The following is a 15,804-nucleotide window of genomic DNA, read 5'->3' as shown; positions in this document are numbered from 1 at the left end:
GCGCAGGGGGTCAGAAGGTCCAGGGAGATCGGTACCGGTGCACCAGCTCGGCGATCTGGTCAGTGTCCAGCAGCACACGATCGGGCAGGTGCCGGGTGGTCACATCCAGCCGAGCGGCATCCTCGAGTTCCAGCGTCCGCTCGACGGCGGTCCGAACCTCCTCGCCTGCCACCAGCGATCCATGGTTACCCAGGAGTGCCGCCCGAAACGGCCGATCCCACTCGGCGACATCCTGGGCCTGCCTCGGGTCGCCGGGTGGGGCGTACGCGATGAGCGGCACCTGGCCGAGCCGCATCACCGGGTACGGGGTGAGCGGCGCGAGCGCGTTCGTGGCTGTCCACGGCGGCAGGCAGGCCAGTGCCACGCAGGCGGGGGAGTGCAGGTGCACCACACAGGTGGTGGATGCCTCTCGCTGGTACATGGCCAGGTGTAGCGGCACCTCCTTGGACGGTGTCGGGCCGCCGAGGTGCTCTCCCCACGAGCTCTCGTCGAGGGAGATCCGGGACATGGCGGCCGGGTCGAGTTGACCCAGTCGCACCCCGCTCGGACTGATCCACATCTCGGTGCCGATACGCACGCTGGCGTTTCCGGAGGAGCCCGGGCTCAGGCCGGCGTCGGTCAGTTCGATCCCGGCGGCAGCGAGCTCGCGAGCGGGATCGGGTGCCGTGGCCAGGGTGGCGTCGTCGATGGTCATGCGAGGTGCTCCCAGGCGTCGACGAACAGAGTGGGGGTGCCGAAGTTGCCCGACTTGAGCACGAGGTTGAATCCGGTGGCCGGATCACCGCCACGGCCGGCGCCCAGTCCGTGTGCCCAGGCCAACCCCGGCCCGAGCGAGGCGCCGAGAGTCAGTGCCCGCACCCCGAGGGCGGTGGCCACGGCTCCCGATGTCTCGCCCCCGGCCACCACGAACCGGCGAGCGCCGTCGTCGGCCATCCTCACAGCGCAGGCGGCCAGCGCCTCCTCCACGAGTACGGCTACCTGGGGATCGTCCTGGACGTGTGCGAGCTCGCCCACGGCGTAGATCAGCACCGGCTGCTCCGGTTCCTCCGCCCAGCAACGGCTCGCCCAGGTGCGCAGACGCTCCACCTCACCGGGCAGGTTCGCGCGCAACGCATCCAGGTCCAGACGCTGATGTGGGAGGTGCTCCCGGGCCGCGGCCACCTGACCACGGGTCGCTGCCGAGGCGCTACCGGCCACGATGGCGCGATGTCCGGGGACGGTCGGTATCGCGGTGGGCCGGTCCGGCCGCTGCGGCAGGCCCGCGGCCAGCCCTGACCCGCCGGAGACGATTGGATCCTCGGACGTTGCCACGGCGATCGTGGTGAGGTCGGCGGCGGTGAGAGCGTCCACCACGGCGTACCGGACGCCGTCGGAGCCCAGCCGATCCAGTCCGGCGCGCACTGCCTGGGCTCCGGATTGCACGGTGGCCCAGGGGACCAGGCCCACCCGATGGCCGGTCTGCGGCTCGAGAAGTGTTGGCAGGTGCGAACCGGTCATCGGCGTGAGCGGGTGGTGCCGCATTGAGCTGTTCTCTAGCAGTTCCTCTCCCACGAACAGGTGGCCTTGGTAGACGGTGCGCCCGGCCGCGGGGAAGGCAGGCACCACCACGACGGCGCCCGGCGCCTGGCCGCGGCAGTCACCCTCGCTGAGGGCATCCAGCACTGGGCCGATGTTCCCAGCCGGGGTGGAGTCGAAGGTGGAGCAGTACTTGCTGTAGAGCTGGCGCGCGCCCAGCTCGCGCAGAAGGCGTGCGGCGCGGCGAGCGGCATCCACCGCCTCGGCCACCGGCGCGGTGCGGATCTTCAGGGCCACCACCACGGCGTCGTGGTGGTTCAGTCCGTCGGTGCTCGCGGCCTGATCGTCCAGTCCCAGCACGACGGCGGTGCGTAGCCCGCGGGAGCGCCATGCTGCGGCCAGATCCGTGGCGCCGGTGAAGTCGTCGGCGATACCGCCGTAGATCACCATGCTCTGTCTTCCTCAGTCTCGGGTGCGGTCGCCATCATTGACCGTGCTGTGGGAACGATGCCATAGGTCCGGCCTCGACGTCGAGGCTTGCACTGACTGGTCACGACACGCGGACGGGATCCGGATGCCTTCCGCGCGTCGTGTCAACGCGGCGGAACGGGCTCCCACCTGGGGCGACCGCTCGGCGTAGGCGAGTGCCGGGGGTAGGAGCGGCTGACGGTGTCATGATCGGTGCATGGACCTACGAGCGTGGCTGCGAACCTTGCCCACCTTCGACCGTGATCAGGTCGCCGGCCTCGATGTCGCCGCAGCGCCCGAGGACCCGGCGGCGTTGCACCTGAGCTGGATCGAGGAGGCGGCGGCCACCGGCACCCCGGCGCCGCACGCGGTGGTCCTGGCCACGGCCGACGGATCAGGCGTTGTGTCCGCGCGCACTCTGATCCTCAAGGACATCTCCGACGGCGATTGGGTGATCGCCACCAGCGCCGAGAGCCCGAAGGCGCGCGACCTCGCGGAGAACCCGCGAGCCGCCCTGACCTCCTTCTGGTGTGCGCTCGGCCGGCAGGTTCGGGTGAGCGGCGCCGTCCGTGACCTCGGTGACGAGGTCGGTGCCGCCGACTACCTCGCGCGCCCGGCCGGGTCCCGCGCCGCGGCGCGCACTGGGCGCCAGAGCGAACCGCTCGATTCCATCGAGACATACGACCGCGCCTACGCAGAGGCGCTGGCCGCCGTTCAGAACCACCCCGACCAGGTGCCCGGCACCTGGCGTTGCTACGCCATCGAGGCCCGCACGGTGGAGTTCTGGGCGGCGCGAGCCGAGGGCGGTCAGGTTCGCCTCCGCTATACCCGGCGCGAGGACGGGTGGGAGAAGGGACTGGTGTGGCCATGACGCCGATCGATCCGGCAGGTAACCACCTGCTCGCCGCCGCCGAGGCCGAGCAGGCGCTCGATCGCATCATCGCCGCACTTGCAGGCCTCGCCCCCGAGCAGGTCACCGCGCCCTGCCCGCTGCCCGGGTGGACCCGTGGTCACGTGCTCGCCCACGTGGATGTGGTCGGGCAGGCGTTGGTGCGGCAGGTTGAGGCCGCCGCCCGCGGGCGGCAGCTGCCCTTTCTCGACGGCGGCCGGTCGGCCCTGGAGGAGGCCGTGAACGTCGGAGCCGGGCGCACCCGGGCCGAACACCTGACGGCGTTACGCACCCTGCGAGACCGGCACCACGCCAGTTGGCCGGATGACGACGATTCGCTGTGGGTCGAGCCCGTGGAGTTCCGCCGGGGCACTGTGGCCGACGTGGCGCTCGCGTGGTGGCGCGAGACCTGCGTGCACCTGGTTGACCTGGACGCCGGTGCCCGGGCCGAGGAGGAGTGGTCGCCAGCGCTGTCCGAGCACCTCATCGACTTCCTCTCGGTGCGACTACCCGACGGGCCCGAGTTCGTGCTGGACGCTCCGCACGAGCGGTTCAGCTACACCGTGGCTGGCGACCCGGACTCGGCGGTGCAGATCTCCGGCTCGCTGATCTCGCTCACGACCTGGCTGGCCGGGCGGGAGATCGCCGACCTGCCGGCCGCCACCCACGGCGGCGAGCCGGTGGATTTGCCCGACCTGGGCCCGTGGCCCTCGGCCCTGCCGCCGACCTGACATACCCCTGCGTGCATCGGAATCCACTTCGTGCCGTGGAATCCACTTCCGAGCCGCGGGAAGCGGATTCGAATCCAGGAAGTGGATTCCTACGGTGCGGACGGATGCGCGCCTCAGAGCCCCAGGCGCTCGGCGAGAAACCGGTAGGCCAGGGCGCTCATGTGGGCAGCCTGCGCATTGGTGGCCGCACCGCCATGCCCGCCCTCGATGTTCTCGTAGTAGGTCACATCCTTGCCGGCGGCGATCATCTGCGCTGCCATCTTCCTGGCGTGCCCGGGGTGTACCCGGTCGTCGCGAGTTGACGTCGTGAACAGGACCGGCGGGTAGTCGGCGTCCGCGTCGAACAGGTGATAGGGCGAGAACGTGCGGATGAACTCCCACTGGTCGTCCTCGTCCGGATCGCCGTACTCGGCCATCCAGGAGGCTCCCGCGAGCAGGTGCGAGTACCGCTTCATGTCCAGCAACGGCACCTGGATCACGACGGCGCCGAACAGATCCGGGTACTGCGTGAGCATGTTCCCAGTCAGTAGCCCGCCATTCGAACCGCCCTGGACGCCCAGATGTTCGGCGCTGGTCACGCCGCGGGCCACCAGATCCTTGGCCACGGCGGCCATGTCCTCGTACGCGCGATGCCGGTTCTCCTTCAGTGCCGCCTGGTGCCATGTGGGCCCGTACTCACCACCGCCACGGATGTTCGCCAGCACGTACACGCCACCCCGCTCGAGCCATGCGCTCCCCAGGGCCCCGGAGTAGGTGGGGGTCAGGGAGATCTCGAACCCGCCGTACCCGTAGAGCAGGGTCGGGTTCGACCCGTCGAGCGTGAGCCCTTCCGGGCGCACCAGGAAGTACGGAACCCGGGTGCCGTCGTCGGAGGTGGCGAAGTGCTGCTCCATCATCAAGCCGGACGGATCGAAGAACTGTGGCATCGCCTTCAACGGTTCCGGCTCGGAGCCGATCTCGGCAATGGACAGCGTGGTGGGGGTGAGGAAGTCCGTGGCGTAGAGCCAGACGGCGTCCGACGTGCGCAGATCCACTGGCGCCACCTGAACGGTGCCCACCTGCGGGGCGCCGACGAACTCCGAGGAGCGGAAGCGGCCGCCGTCAGGGGTGAGAACCACCAGTCGGCTCTTGACGTCGTCAAGAATGTTCAGCACCAGGTGGTGCCTGGTCCAGGTGTAGTCCGCCAGGGAGATGCCGGGTGTGGGCTCGTACAGCACGTGGAAGTCGCGTGAACCAGCCAGGAACGTGTCAAAACCGAGAGCGAGGAGTGAGCCGCCGGGATAGGTGCGCCGACCGTCGGTGTCCTCGACCGTCCAGTCCTCGCGTAGTTCCACGGTGATCCATTCGCGGTGCACCCCGGCGTTCGCCGAATTCGGCACCTCGATCAGGGTGAGGTCGTCATTCTCACCGAGCAGATACAGCTCGTCGTTGTAGAACGCGATCGCGCGGGAGACGAAATCCCGCTCGAAACCCGGTGTGGAGTCGTGCACCGCACCGATGTACATGTCCTCATCGGTACCTTCGTAGACCACCTCCGCCTGCTCCACCGCAGTGCCGCGCCGCCACCGGCGGGCGATCCGGGGGTACCCCGAGGGGGTCATCGAACCTTCACCGGTGTCGGTGAAGACGAACAGAGTGTCGGAGTCGATCCAGGAGGTTCCGCCCTTCGATTCCGGACGGTAGAACCCGCCGTCGACGAATGTCTTCCTCTGCAGGTCGAACTCACGGGAGACGTCCGCATCGGCGCCGCCGCGGGAAAGGTCCACGATCGCGAGGCGGTACGCGTCCGGGCCGGTGCGCAGCACGCTCGCACCGTGCCACACCCAGTTCTCACCCTCGGCCTCGTTCAGTGCGTCGATGTCGAGGACGATCTCCCATTCCGGCGCATCGGTGCGATAGGACTCCAGGGTGGTGCGCCGCCAGATCCCACGTTCGTGGCCGGCGTCCCGCCAGAAGTTGTAGTAGTACTCACCGACCTTGGAGATACCCGGGATCTTCTCGTCGGAGTCCAGGATGGTGCGGATCCGGTCCCGGGTGGCCGTGAACTCCTGGGTTCCGGCCAGGGTGGCGGCCTGCTCGGCGTTGCGGGCACGAACCCAGTTCAGGGACTCCTCACCGTCGACGTTCTCGAGCCAGCTGTAAGGGTCCTTGGGGGCGAGGTCGGTCACCGCACGTCCTTCCAATCGGGGATACCTCAGACTACGTGCCCACTCCCGGACCGCGGCGCCCTTCCCGCTGAACCACCGACCCCCTGGAGTCGGTATGTGCGCATGTGGCCGGCGAGCTGCGTGTTCACCCTTCGTGCGACCACCTGCGGACGAGTTGGCAGCAGTGAGGACTGCCTGTGAACATCGCACCCACGGGACGACGCGGCCGACCTAGGAACGGGACCAGACCTCCGCTGCGGTGAGGAACGCCGAGGAGGTGGGGCGCTCAGCAGTCGGATCGCTCACCACCTGCCCGGGAAGCGGTGCCCCGGCCACGCAGATGCTGCCCCGCGCCGCCGGGGCCAGCACCAGGGAGAGGGCATGCGGCGTCCCGCCCAGGTCGAAGGAGTCGGTGCTGAACGCACGCCGGTCCAGGATGCCGTCGGCTCGGATCACGATGTCCCCGGCGCAGGCGTGCAGGGAGCTGAGATCCAGGTCGACCTGGACGGGCACCTCCTCGACGTCGGGCTCGGGCCATGCCAGCCCGGCGACCTCGGGGAAGTACCGGGTGAAGTCGCGCTCCAGCCATCGTGCCAGGGGCGCCTTCTCGCCGAGGAGGCGCACCCGGCCGCTGGACCACAACACCAGGGCGGCGCCCACGCCGTGGGTGGACCAGTCGGACACCCAGACCGAGGCGACGGCGGTGGTCGCGTTCTCGGCATTCTTCAGCACCACGATGGGGTTCGCGCCGACGAAGACTACGGACATCGACCCAGGGTAGGGCCGAACCGCTCGCGACCGCGCCCGGTTCCGAGCCGGGACCGCCTCCTCAGCCAGCGGCTGACCAAGCTGGGTCGCGCCCGGCGAGGCCGAGCACGCGGTCAAGCAACGGCGCGTCCTCGCGGACGGTCACGGGTTCCCCGAACATCCCCTCGCGTTCGGCGGCCGCCGCCTCAGGGTCGGGGTTCGGCGTGACGATCGGCAGGATCGCTTCGAGTTCTTCCCTGCTGGGCTGATAGGCCTGCCCGGTCGCCACGGCCAGGTCCCAGCCGTGCAGGAGCACCTCGTCCATGGCCACGAGTCCGCACACCTCGGCCGGGAACCGGACTCCGCCGGCCATGGTCATCCCGTCCCAGGCTGCTGGGTCCTGCCAGGCCGCGCCCAGTTCGGCAAGCCGTTGGGCCAGGAGATCGCGCCACCCGTCCGGCAACGGGCCAGTCGTCGGCGCGGGCGGGGTGTTCGTGGTCGGGCCCTCGATCTTCGCCGCGGCGTCGTGGAACGCCACGGTCAGGCCGAGCAGGTGGTGCAACAACTGAGACACGGGAGCGTCTATCGGCGTGGGGTCACTCAGCTGGCTGTCATCGACGTTGGCGGCCAGTGCCGCGGTCCGGGCGGTGGTGGGGGTGAGATCGATCATGAGCGTTCCTTTCGATGGGAGGGTCACTGGGTAGACCGGCGGCGCCCGCAGAACTCATCGGTTGCAGAGCCGTCAGGGCTGGGTGACGATGGCGAGGCTGCACCCTGCAGCAGCACCACTCGATGAGGAGGCTACGAATGTCTGCATCAGTTGGTCGTATCACCACCGTCAGTGCACGCTCTGATGTGAGCTTCGAGGACGCCGTGAATGCGGGTGTCGCGCGCGCGGCGGCTACGCTGCGTCACGTCTCCGGAGCATGGGTCAAGGAGCAGAAGGTCGAGGTGACCGACGGGAAGATCACCGCCTACCAGGTGGTCCTGGAAGTCACCTTCGTCCTGGAGGACTGACCTCGTTCCGAGCGGCCACGAACGCGGCCACGCATGCCTCGATGTCCTCAGCAGCGTGCGCTGCGGACAGTTGCACCCGGATCCGGGCCTTGCCACGAGGCACCACCGGATAGCTGAACGCCGTCACGTACACCCCGCGGGCGAGCATGGCGTCCGCCACCTGGACGGCCATGGCGGCATCGCCGAACATTACCGGCACGATGGCGTGCTCACCGGGCAGCAGATCGAAGCCCTCCGCCGTCATGCGCTCGCGGAACAGGTGGGCGTTCGAGGTGAGCTGTTCGCGCAACCCGCGGGCACCGGCCACCAGGTCCAATGCGGTGAGTGTGGCGGCCACGATCGGCGGTGCCACGGAGTTCGAGAACAGGTACGGGCGGGCGCGCTGGCGTAGCAACTCCACGATCTCCGCTCGGCCGGAGACGTACCCGCCCGAGGCCCCGCCGAGGGCCTTGCCGAACGTGCCGGTGAGGATATCCACCCGGTCGGCCACGCCGGTGTGCTCCGGTGTGCCGGCGCCTGTGTCGCCCATGAAGCCGACGGCGTGGGAGTCGTCCACCATCACCAGCGCCCCGTGCTGCTCGGCCAGGTCGCAGATCCGTTCGAGCGGGGCGAGGTAGCCGTCCATCGAGAACACACCATCGGTCACCACCAGGATCCGCCGTGCACCCGCCGCGCGTGCTTGCGCCAGACGAGCCTCCAGGTCGGCCATGTCCCGGTTCGCGTACCGGTACCGGGTCGCTTTGCACAACCGGATGCCATCGATGATCGAGGCGTGGTTCAACTCGTCCGAGATCACCGCGTCCTCTGGTCCCAGGAGGGTCTCGAACACCCCGCCGTTCGCATCGAAACAGGAACCGAACAGGATCGTGGCGTCGGTGCGAAGGAACTCCGAGACCCGCCGCTCCAACTCCAGGTGCAGATCCTGCGTACCGCAGATGAACCGCACCGAGGCCATTCCGAATCCTCGCTCGTCCAGCGCCCGGTGCGCCGCGGCCAGGATCTCGGGGTGGCCGGCCAGGCCCAGGTAATTGTTCGCGCAGAAGTTCAGCACCTCGGCCGGTGGGCTCGGCTTACCCGCGGCAGGACCGCCGTCGGGGGGTCCTGTGAGCACGTGCGCGGACTGTGGTGAGGAGATCGCACGCTCCTGCTTGTACAGGCCACCTTCGCGGATCTCGTCCAACTCCGCGCGCAAGTCATCGGCAATCGAGTACATTCGTGCTCCTTCCTAGAGGTTCGTCCAGTCGAGCACGACCTTGCCGCGAGAACCGGACGTCGCGGCCGCGAAGGCCGACTCCCACTCGCGCGCCGGCACACGATCGGTCACCACCGAGGTGACCGCCTCGAGCAGCCAGTCGCTGGTCTGCAACATCGAACTCATCGCGTTCCAGGTCTCGAACATCTCCCGCCCGTAGATGCCCTGCAATGTGAGCATCTGCGTGACCACCAGGGACCAGTCCAGATCGATGGACTCGCTCGGGAGCCCGAGCAGCGCGATCTTCCCGCCGTGGTTCATCACCCGGATCATCTCCGGCAGCGCGCTCGGGTGCCCGGACATCTCCAGCCCCACGTCGAACCCCTCGCGCAACTGCAGCACTTCCTGGGCGCGGTCCACCGGGGTGCCGCTGACGTTCAGTGCCAGATCCACACCCATGCGCTCGGCGATCGTGAGCCGTTCGGGGGAGACGTCGGTGATTGCGACGTACCGGGCGCCGGCGTGGCGCACCACGGCTGCCGCCATCAACCCGATCGGTCCGGCACCGGTGATCAGCACGTCCTCCCCGACCACGGGGAATTTCAACGCGGTGTGCACGGCGTTGCCGAACGGGTCAAAGATCGCGCCCAGTTCCGGGCTGACGGTATGCCCGCCCTCACGGGTGTGCGACCAGACGTTCTCTTGAGGAATCACCACGTACTCGGCGAACGCTCCGTCGCGTTGCACGCCCACACTGATCGTGCGGATGCACAGCTGACGGCGTCCGGCCCGGCAGTTGCGGCACATCCCGCACACGATGTGGCCCTCACCGGAGACCAGCTCGCCGACGGTGACGTCGTGCACCATGTCCCCGATGGCCACCACCTCGCCGTAGAACTCGTGCCCGGGAATCAGCGGCGCCGGCACCATCGAGGCCGCCCATGGGTCCCAGTCGAGGATGTGCAGGTCGGTGCCGCAGATCCCGGTGGTGTGCACCCGGATTTTCACCTCGCCGGTGCCCGGCTCAGGTTCGGGTCGGTCCACGAGCTCCAGCCCGGGGTGCGGGCCGGCCTTGTACAGGGCCTTCATGCTGGTGGGATTCCTCCGGTAGGTGTCCAGATAGTGGAACGCTATCAAGGTGAGCGGCTGACACGGGGGAGGGCTGTCCATTGCACGAGCCATGGGCGCCACTAGCGTGAGGGTCATGTCGATGCCTGCTCCACCGGCCACAACCTCCACCACCGGGCCCAAGATCCTCACCTTCTCCGGTGCTGTGGTCCTGGCCTGCGCGATCGTCGTGATCGTGGTGGTGGTGCGGCTGTTCCTGTCCGTCCTCCCGTTGGGCGTTGTGGGTGCCGACGGCGCCCCTGGCCCCGAGGCTGTCGGTGGCACCGACGTTCCCGGCTCGGTCACGCTCCCATTGAGCGCCGACACGACCTACGCGGTCTATCTCGCGCACCCCAGCCACGCCGACGGCGTCGCGCTGAGCGCAGCGGTGAGCGTCACCGGTGTCAGTGGTGAGACGGTGCGCTCGACTGCGGGGCCATCGGGCTCCAGTTCCTCGAACGGAGTGGGCGCACACATTGTGCATACTTTCCGCACATCAGGTGCCGGAGAGTACACCGTGGACGTCCCGACCCTCGCGGATCCAGGGGTGACCCCGTGGGCCACTGTGGTGATCGCTGAGGGTGACGACCTGCCCGCATTCTTCACAGGGGTGTTCGGCACCGTGTTCGGGGTGTTCGCCGCGATCGGCCTGGGAGTTGCCGGAACCGCGATGACGCTCGCCGGGGTGATCTGGTGGCACCTGCGATCCCGTGCCCGTGCTGCAGTTCCGCCCGGGTACGCCGGCCAGCCGCCGAGGCGTGGCGAACAGGGCCGCGCCTGAGACGGCGAGCCGGGGCGTAGGGTCGGACCATGGCCGATCTGCACGATCTGAGCGCCCGCGAACTCGCCGCCGCGATCCGATCCCGGCAGACCTCACCAACTGAGGTGCTCACCCATACCGAGACCCGGATGGAGGCGCTTGGGGAGCAGGTCGGCGCCTTCGTGACCGGCGCTCCCGAGCTCGCCAGGGCCCAGGCCGACGACGCCACGCGCCTCCTCGAGGAGGCCGGCACCGATCCGGATGCGCTCGCCGCTCTCCCGCCGCTACTCGGCGTTCCCCTGCCGATCAAGGATCTGGCGATGGTGGCCGGGGTGCCGATGCGAGCCGGGAGTGCCGCATTGGACGGGTTAGTGCCACCCGCCGACGACGGCGTGGTCACCCGCTTCCGCGACGCCGGCACCCTCATGGTCGCCAAGACCAACACCCCCGAGATCGGTCTGCCCTGCTACACCGAACCCGAGATCGCACCCCCGGCGCGCACCCCATGGGACCTGACCCGCTCCGCCGGTGGCTCCTCCGGTGGTGCCGCGGCAGCAGTCGCCTCCAGGATCGTCCCCATCGCCCACGGCAGCGACGGCGGTGGCTCCATCCGGATCCCCGCCAGTGCGTGCGGGCTCGTCGGGCTCAAGGCCAGCCGCGGGCGAATCTCGAATGGACCGCTCGGAGTGGACGGCGCAGCTCTGGCCACGCAAGGCGTGCTGACCCGGGACGTGCGCGACACCGCACTAGCCCTCGATGTGCTCAGCCCACCATGGCCGGGTGACACTGCATCTCTGCCCGGTCCGCGCACCACATTCCTGGATGCGTGCCAGCGCCGTGAGACCGGCCTGCGCATCGGCCTGCTCACCACCCCCATCATCACGCCCGAGGCACCTGTCCACCCCCAAGCGAGGGCCGCCGTCGAGAGGACCGCCCGGGTGCTCGACGAGCTCGGCCACCACGTGAGCGAGGCGCCGGTGCCGTTCGCGGCCGAGAAGTGGCACCCGTTCCTGGACGTGTGGTCGGTGATGGCGGCCAGCGCCCCGATCCCCGAGGAGGCCGAGCACCTGCTGGTCCCGCTGACCCGGTGGATGCGCGAGCGTGGGCGCGGCGTGAGCGGACTCGCGTATGCGTCGGCGATCAGCGCCGGCCAGCAACTCACCCGGGAGACCGCGGCCGCCTGGGCGGACTTCGACGTGATCTGCATGCCGACCCTGGCTCAGCCGCCCGCACCGATCGGTTCGATCCGCAACGATGCCGACCCCGAAGCCGATTTCTGGGCGCAATGCGCTTTCACTCCGTGGACCAGCACCTGGAACATCCTCGGCTGGCCGGCGATCTCCCTGCCGGTGCATTGGGCTGCTGTCGATGAGGGGCCCGACGGCGGCCCGGTGCTCCCGTTCGGTGTGGCCCTCGGTGCGGGGCTGGGTGGGGAAGAGCGGCTGCTCGGCCTCTCGGCTGTGCTGGAGGAGGCGCTGCCCTGGGCGGACCGGTGCGCCCCGGTGCCATGAGGCGCTCACCCGCTGAGGGTCCACGACTCGACCCACCATCCCTTTGAGGCCGATGTTTGGGTCCGGTTGAAGCGGCTCAAGGTAGCGTAGGGAACGTGCTAAAGGTAGCGTTCAGGTGCTGCTAACGGTCGCCTAACGACGGTGACCAGTGAAAATGGGATTGCGCACGGGTATCTCCCGCGCACCGTGGACGTCGAACTCGACGAACTGCTCGCCGTCGCGCCTGCCATCGCAATCGAGGGAGTGAAGGGCGTCGGGAAGACGGAGACCGCTGCCCGACGAGCGAGGACCGCGTGGTTCTTGGACAACGACGACCACGTCGCCGGCGTCGCCGCGGATCCCCGTTTCCGGATGTCCGAGGGCACTGTGCTGATCGACGAGTGGCAGCGGTATCCAGCCGTGTGGGACTCCGTGCGGCGCAGCGTCGACGCGGGTTCCCCGGCCGATAGGTTTCTCCTGACCGGCAGCGCGACACCGGCAGCCGGGGTGGACACGCATTCGGGTGCGGGGCGGATCCTGTCGCTGCGGATGCGGCCGCTGGCCCTCTATGAGCGTGGCTTCGAGCGGTCGACCGTCAGCCTGGCCGCGTTGCTCGACGGGAGGGCCGATCCCATCACCGGACAGACCACGTGGCAGGCCGACAAGTACCTCGAAGCCGTCGAAGCGAGCGGATTCCCGGGCGTATACCGGCATGCTCCCGCGTATCGACGCCGACTTCTCGATGCCTACCTGCAGCAGGTGATCCACCGGGACCTACCGGAGCACGGAGTATCGGTGCGCCGTCCGGAGACGCTGCGCCGATGGTTGGCAGCGTACGCCGCCGTCTCGTCCACCTCGACGTCCTACGCACGCCTGCTGGACGCCACCACGACTGGTGATGGTGTGCACCCGGCGAAGACGACCACTATTGCCTACCGCGACCACCTGACTCAGCTCTGGCTCCTCGATCCGGTGCCCGGATGGAGCCCCGCGCGCAACCCGATCTCGCGGTTGCAGCAGGCGCCGAAGCACCAGCTCGCAGATCCGGCGCTTGCCGCCCGGCTGCTCAACTTGTCAGCCCGCGCACTCGGGTTGCCTACCGGAGCGCCGATGGCCGGGCCACTGCTGGAGTCGCTCGCGACGCTCACCGTCCGCGTCGCTGCACAAGCCGCCGAAGCTCGGGTGGGCCACCTGCGCACCCGCAATGGTGACCATGAGGTCGATCTCGTCGTCGAGGGGCCCGAAGGGCAGGTGCTCGGGATCGAGGTGAAGCTCGCTGCAGCGGTGCGAGATGACGATGTCCGGCACCTGCTGTGGCTGCGTGATCGGCTCGGTGACGATGTCGTAGATCTGGTGGTGCTCACGACCGGCCCGCGTGCCTATCGCCGATCGGACGGAATCGCCGTGGTCCCGTTGGCGTTGCTCGGCGCCTGAGCGGGTGTACTCGTTCCACGCCTATGCCGAGGCGCGCAGCAGGTTCTCGTGCCCGAGCCCGTATGGGTGAGGGAGCGCGCTGCCAGAGAGGCGATGTGTCTACCGCTTCAGTCCATCCGCGCGTAGCGAGCCCGCGCGATGCTGTACACGCCGTACAGGATCAAGCCGACGGCGACCGCAAGCAGCAGCGCCGTACCGAACGGTTGCCCGGCAAGGGTCTTCAGCGCACCGTCCAAGCCGGTCGCCTCGTCCGGGTCGGATTGCCAGGCCGCCAGGCAGAACAGCGCGCCAACGATGACCAGCGCGACCCCCTTGGCGATGTAGCCGGCCATCCCGGCGCCGGTGATGCCGCGCCCGAGCGTGCCGTGGCTCGGGGCGCGCAGGTCCTTGAGGAAGCCTCGGGTCCAGCCCTTGTGCACGTGATAGATGCCGACCCCGATCACTGCTGCTCCCACGACGGCCACCAGGATGGGCCCGAAGGGTAGCTGCATCAGCCGGCCGGTCATGCTCGTGGTGCTCTCCCCGCCAGAACCGCCGGAGCCGGTGGCGTATTGCAGTGCCGAGACGCCGAGGGCGCCGTAGAGGACGCCCTTGCCCAGGACCTTGATCCGGTCACCGGCTCCACCACCCCCCGCCACGACGGCGAGGATCTGGAACAGGGCCAGCGCCAGAATGCCGATCGTGCAGATCCACAGCAGGATCGCTCCACCCGGCGCCGAGCCCAGAGCCTGCAGCGCACCACCGCTGTCGGCCTCACCGCCGCCACCGAGCGCGATCTGAATCGCGAGGGCACCGACCATGAGGTGAATGAGGCCGCTCGCGACGAACCCGGCGCGGGCGAGGCGCTCCATCCAGGGGTTGTCGGCCACGTCACGTGCAGCGCGTTCGGGTGAGTGCTCTGTCATGCGCTCAGAGTGGCAGAAGTGGATCGGGTGTGCGCGCGGAGCGCGCTGCACCTGACTCGAGGGTGACGCAGCGCCGTCGACGTGCCGGTCAGATCTCGAGCACGCGTGCCTGCTGTCCGACGGGGTTGGGTGCCGGATCGTCGACGCGAGCACCCGGCGGTGGCGCCACCGGGCCGGCCAGCAATGGATCGGAGGTCTCCTGCATCCAGGTCGTGAGCCGCTCGCGCAGGTCGGTCAGCACCGGCTGGAGGTCGGGCGACTCGGCGAGGTTGGCGCGCTCCTGCGGATCGAGCAGACAGTCGTAGAGCTCTTCGGCGGGGCGCGGGCGATCGACCCAGCCGTGCTCGGTCAGCGCGGTGAGTGTGGGGGAGTCGGCCTCGTTGAGCTCAGCCCGGCTCCCGCCGTCGTCGAACCTCCGGATGTAGGCCCAGTGCTGGGTCCGGACCGATCTCATCGGGGTGTAGGCCACATGGAAGGTGGTCTCGGTGAAGATCTCCTCGTGCACGGTCGTGGCGGTGCCGTCGGCAAGGGGCTGTAGGGCCGTACCGCGCACTCGGGTGGGCGGCTCGATCCCGGCGGCGCGGCAGAACGTGGGGAACAGGTCCACCTGGGAGACGAGCCCGTCCAGTACCTGCCCGCCGGCGAACCCGGGCCCGCGCGCCAGCAGCATCACGCCGACTCCGTGCGTGGTGAGCTGGCCCTTCATCCCCGGGAACGGCAAGCCGTGGTCGGTGGTGCACACCACGAGAGTGTTCTCGGCGAGCCCGTAGCGGTCCAGCGCGTCCAGCACGGCACCGATGCCGTCATCGAGGCGGCGCACGCTGGCACGGTACTGCGCCATCTCCTCGCGCACTTCGGGGATGTCGGGCAGGGGCCCCGGGGGCAGCAGATAGCGCGCGTCGTCCTGGTCGCCAGGGTCGTCGAAGGCCCGATGCGTCTCGCGGAAGCCCACGTCGAGGAAGAACGGCGTTTCGTCGTCGGCATGTCCGGCGAGGAACTCCACTGCTGCGGCACTCACGTCCGGGGCATCACGGGAGGCGATCGGCAGCACGTCGGTGTAGCCGATCTGTGACCATTCGGTGCTCACGTGCTGCACACCTGCCAGCGCGCTGGTGTAGCCGGCCTCGTGCAAGGTGTGGACGAGGTGCAGGCGCTGGTCCATCGCGAAGCCGCGGTTGGCCAGCCCGAGCATGCCGACCTCGTGCGGATACATCCCGGTGGCGAGCGCAGCTCGTGAGGGTGAGCAGGTGGGAGCGGCGGAGTAAGCCTGCCGGAACACCACGCCGTCCTCGGCCAGGCGCCGTAGGTGCGGGGTCGGTTCGCCGTAGCCGTACGGGCTCACGTACCGGCCGGTGTCGTGAGAGTGCAGGTAGACAATGTGGGGGCGGGGCATACGCTCTTC

At 69.2% G+C, this 15,804-nt stretch carries 15 protein-coding genes; 6 read left to right on the top strand and 9 right to left on the bottom strand.

The genetic code is table 11. From position 1 onward, the window contains the following. Positions 1–10: 10 nt before the first annotated feature. Both LQF10_RS16950 and otnK read right to left on the bottom strand, forming a co-directional pair. Positions 11–694 (bottom strand): class II aldolase/adducin family protein, encoded by a 684-nt coding sequence (locus LQF10_RS16950; RefSeq protein WP_231064985.1) that lies wholly within the window; start codon positions 692–694, stop codon positions 11–13. Continuing rightward, complete coding sequence (gene otnK / locus LQF10_RS16945) at positions 691–1,965, bottom strand: 3-oxo-tetronate kinase (RefSeq protein ID WP_231064984.1); 1,275 nt, start codon at positions 1,963–1,965, stop codon at positions 691–693. The genes LQF10_RS16950 and otnK overlap by 4 nt, the downstream gene beginning before the upstream one ends. A 235-nt stretch (positions 1,966–2,200) precedes the next feature. Here otnK and LQF10_RS16940 point away from each other — a divergent pair, with 235 nt between their 5' ends. Then, entirely contained in the window at positions 2,201–2,854 is a 654-nt protein-coding gene (locus LQF10_RS16940; protein WP_231064983.1) for a pyridoxine/pyridoxamine 5'-phosphate oxidase, read from the top strand. After that, the gene (locus LQF10_RS16935; protein ID WP_231064982.1) at positions 2,851–3,603 is read left to right on the top strand and encodes a maleylpyruvate isomerase family mycothiol-dependent enzyme; all 753 of its coding nucleotides are present in this window, start codon (positions 2,851–2,853) and stop codon (positions 3,601–3,603) included. Before LQF10_RS16940 ends, LQF10_RS16935 begins: the two co-directional genes overlap by 4 nt. A 113-nt stretch (positions 3,604–3,716) precedes the next feature. Here LQF10_RS16935 and LQF10_RS16930 read toward each other — a convergent pair whose 3' ends face one another. From LQF10_RS16930 to LQF10_RS16920, 3 genes are all read right to left on the bottom strand, one after another. Further along, complete coding sequence (locus tag LQF10_RS16930) at positions 3,717–5,771, bottom strand: prolyl oligopeptidase family serine peptidase (RefSeq protein ID WP_231064981.1); 2,055 nt, start codon at positions 5,769–5,771, stop codon at positions 3,717–3,719. A gap of 210 nt (positions 5,772–5,981) precedes the next feature. Further along, positions 5,982–6,518, bottom strand: a complete 537-nt coding sequence (locus tag LQF10_RS16925; protein ID WP_231064980.1) for a hypothetical protein — start codon at positions 6,516–6,518, stop codon at positions 5,982–5,984. A gap of 61 nt (positions 6,519–6,579) precedes the next feature. Further along, entirely contained in the window at positions 6,580–7,167 is a 588-nt protein-coding gene (locus LQF10_RS16920; protein ID WP_231064979.1) for a TIGR03086 family metal-binding protein, read from the bottom strand. A 137-nt stretch (positions 7,168–7,304) separates the two neighbouring features. On the opposite strand from LQF10_RS16920, the gene LQF10_RS16915 reads away from it, so the two are divergent. Continuing rightward, positions 7,305–7,514 (top strand): dodecin family protein, encoded by a 210-nt coding sequence (locus LQF10_RS16915; protein ID WP_231064978.1) that lies wholly within the window; start codon positions 7,305–7,307, stop codon positions 7,512–7,514. On the opposite strand, the gene LQF10_RS16910 is transcribed toward LQF10_RS16915, so the two are convergent. Further along, positions 7,492–8,727, bottom strand: coding sequence for a glycine C-acetyltransferase (locus LQF10_RS16910; protein WP_231064977.1), 1,236 nt, complete (start codon positions 8,725–8,727; stop codon positions 7,492–7,494). The two genes, LQF10_RS16915 and LQF10_RS16910, sit on opposite strands and share 23 nt — an antisense overlap. 12 nt (positions 8,728–8,739) lie before the next feature. Next, complete coding sequence (gene tdh / locus LQF10_RS16905; RefSeq protein WP_231064976.1) at positions 8,740–9,795, bottom strand: L-threonine 3-dehydrogenase; 1,056 nt, start codon at positions 9,793–9,795, stop codon at positions 8,740–8,742. A 115-nt stretch (positions 9,796–9,910) separates the two neighbouring features. Here tdh and LQF10_RS16900 point away from each other — a divergent pair, with 115 nt between their 5' ends. The 3 genes from LQF10_RS16900 (at position 9,911) to LQF10_RS16890 (ending at position 13,497) form a co-directional block, all read left to right on the top strand. Continuing rightward, positions 9,911–10,594, top strand: a complete 684-nt coding sequence (locus LQF10_RS16900; RefSeq protein ID WP_231064975.1) for a hypothetical protein — start codon at positions 9,911–9,913, stop codon at positions 10,592–10,594. A 29-nt stretch (positions 10,595–10,623) separates the two neighbouring features. After that, the gene (locus tag LQF10_RS16895; protein WP_231064974.1) at positions 10,624–12,084 is read left to right on the top strand and encodes an amidase; all 1,461 of its coding nucleotides are present in this window, start codon (positions 10,624–10,626) and stop codon (positions 12,082–12,084) included. Positions 12,085–12,225: 141 nt separating this feature from the next. Further along, a complete protein-coding gene (locus LQF10_RS16890) occupies positions 12,226–13,497 on the top strand; it encodes an ATP-binding protein (RefSeq protein WP_231064973.1) in 1,272 nt (423 codons plus the stop codon). Between the two features lie 107 nt (positions 13,498–13,604). Here LQF10_RS16890 and LQF10_RS16885 read toward each other — a convergent pair whose 3' ends face one another. Both LQF10_RS16885 and LQF10_RS16880 read right to left on the bottom strand, forming a co-directional pair. Further along, the gene (locus tag LQF10_RS16885; RefSeq protein WP_231064972.1) at positions 13,605–14,402 is read right to left on the bottom strand and encodes a DUF1206 domain-containing protein; all 798 of its coding nucleotides are present in this window, start codon (positions 14,400–14,402) and stop codon (positions 13,605–13,607) included. Between the two features lie 88 nt (positions 14,403–14,490). Then, positions 14,491–15,795 (bottom strand): sulfatase family protein, encoded by a 1,305-nt coding sequence (locus LQF10_RS16880; protein ID WP_231064971.1) that lies wholly within the window; start codon positions 15,793–15,795, stop codon positions 14,491–14,493. Positions 15,796–15,804: the final 9 nt, after the last annotated feature.

The organism is Ruania halotolerans (assembly GCF_021049285.1).
GTDB lineage: Bacteria > Actinomycetota > Actinomycetes > Actinomycetales > Beutenbergiaceae > Ruania > Ruania halotolerans.
Note: the sequence above shows the minus strand (reverse complement) of the source record. Positions and strands in the feature narration are given on the sequence as shown.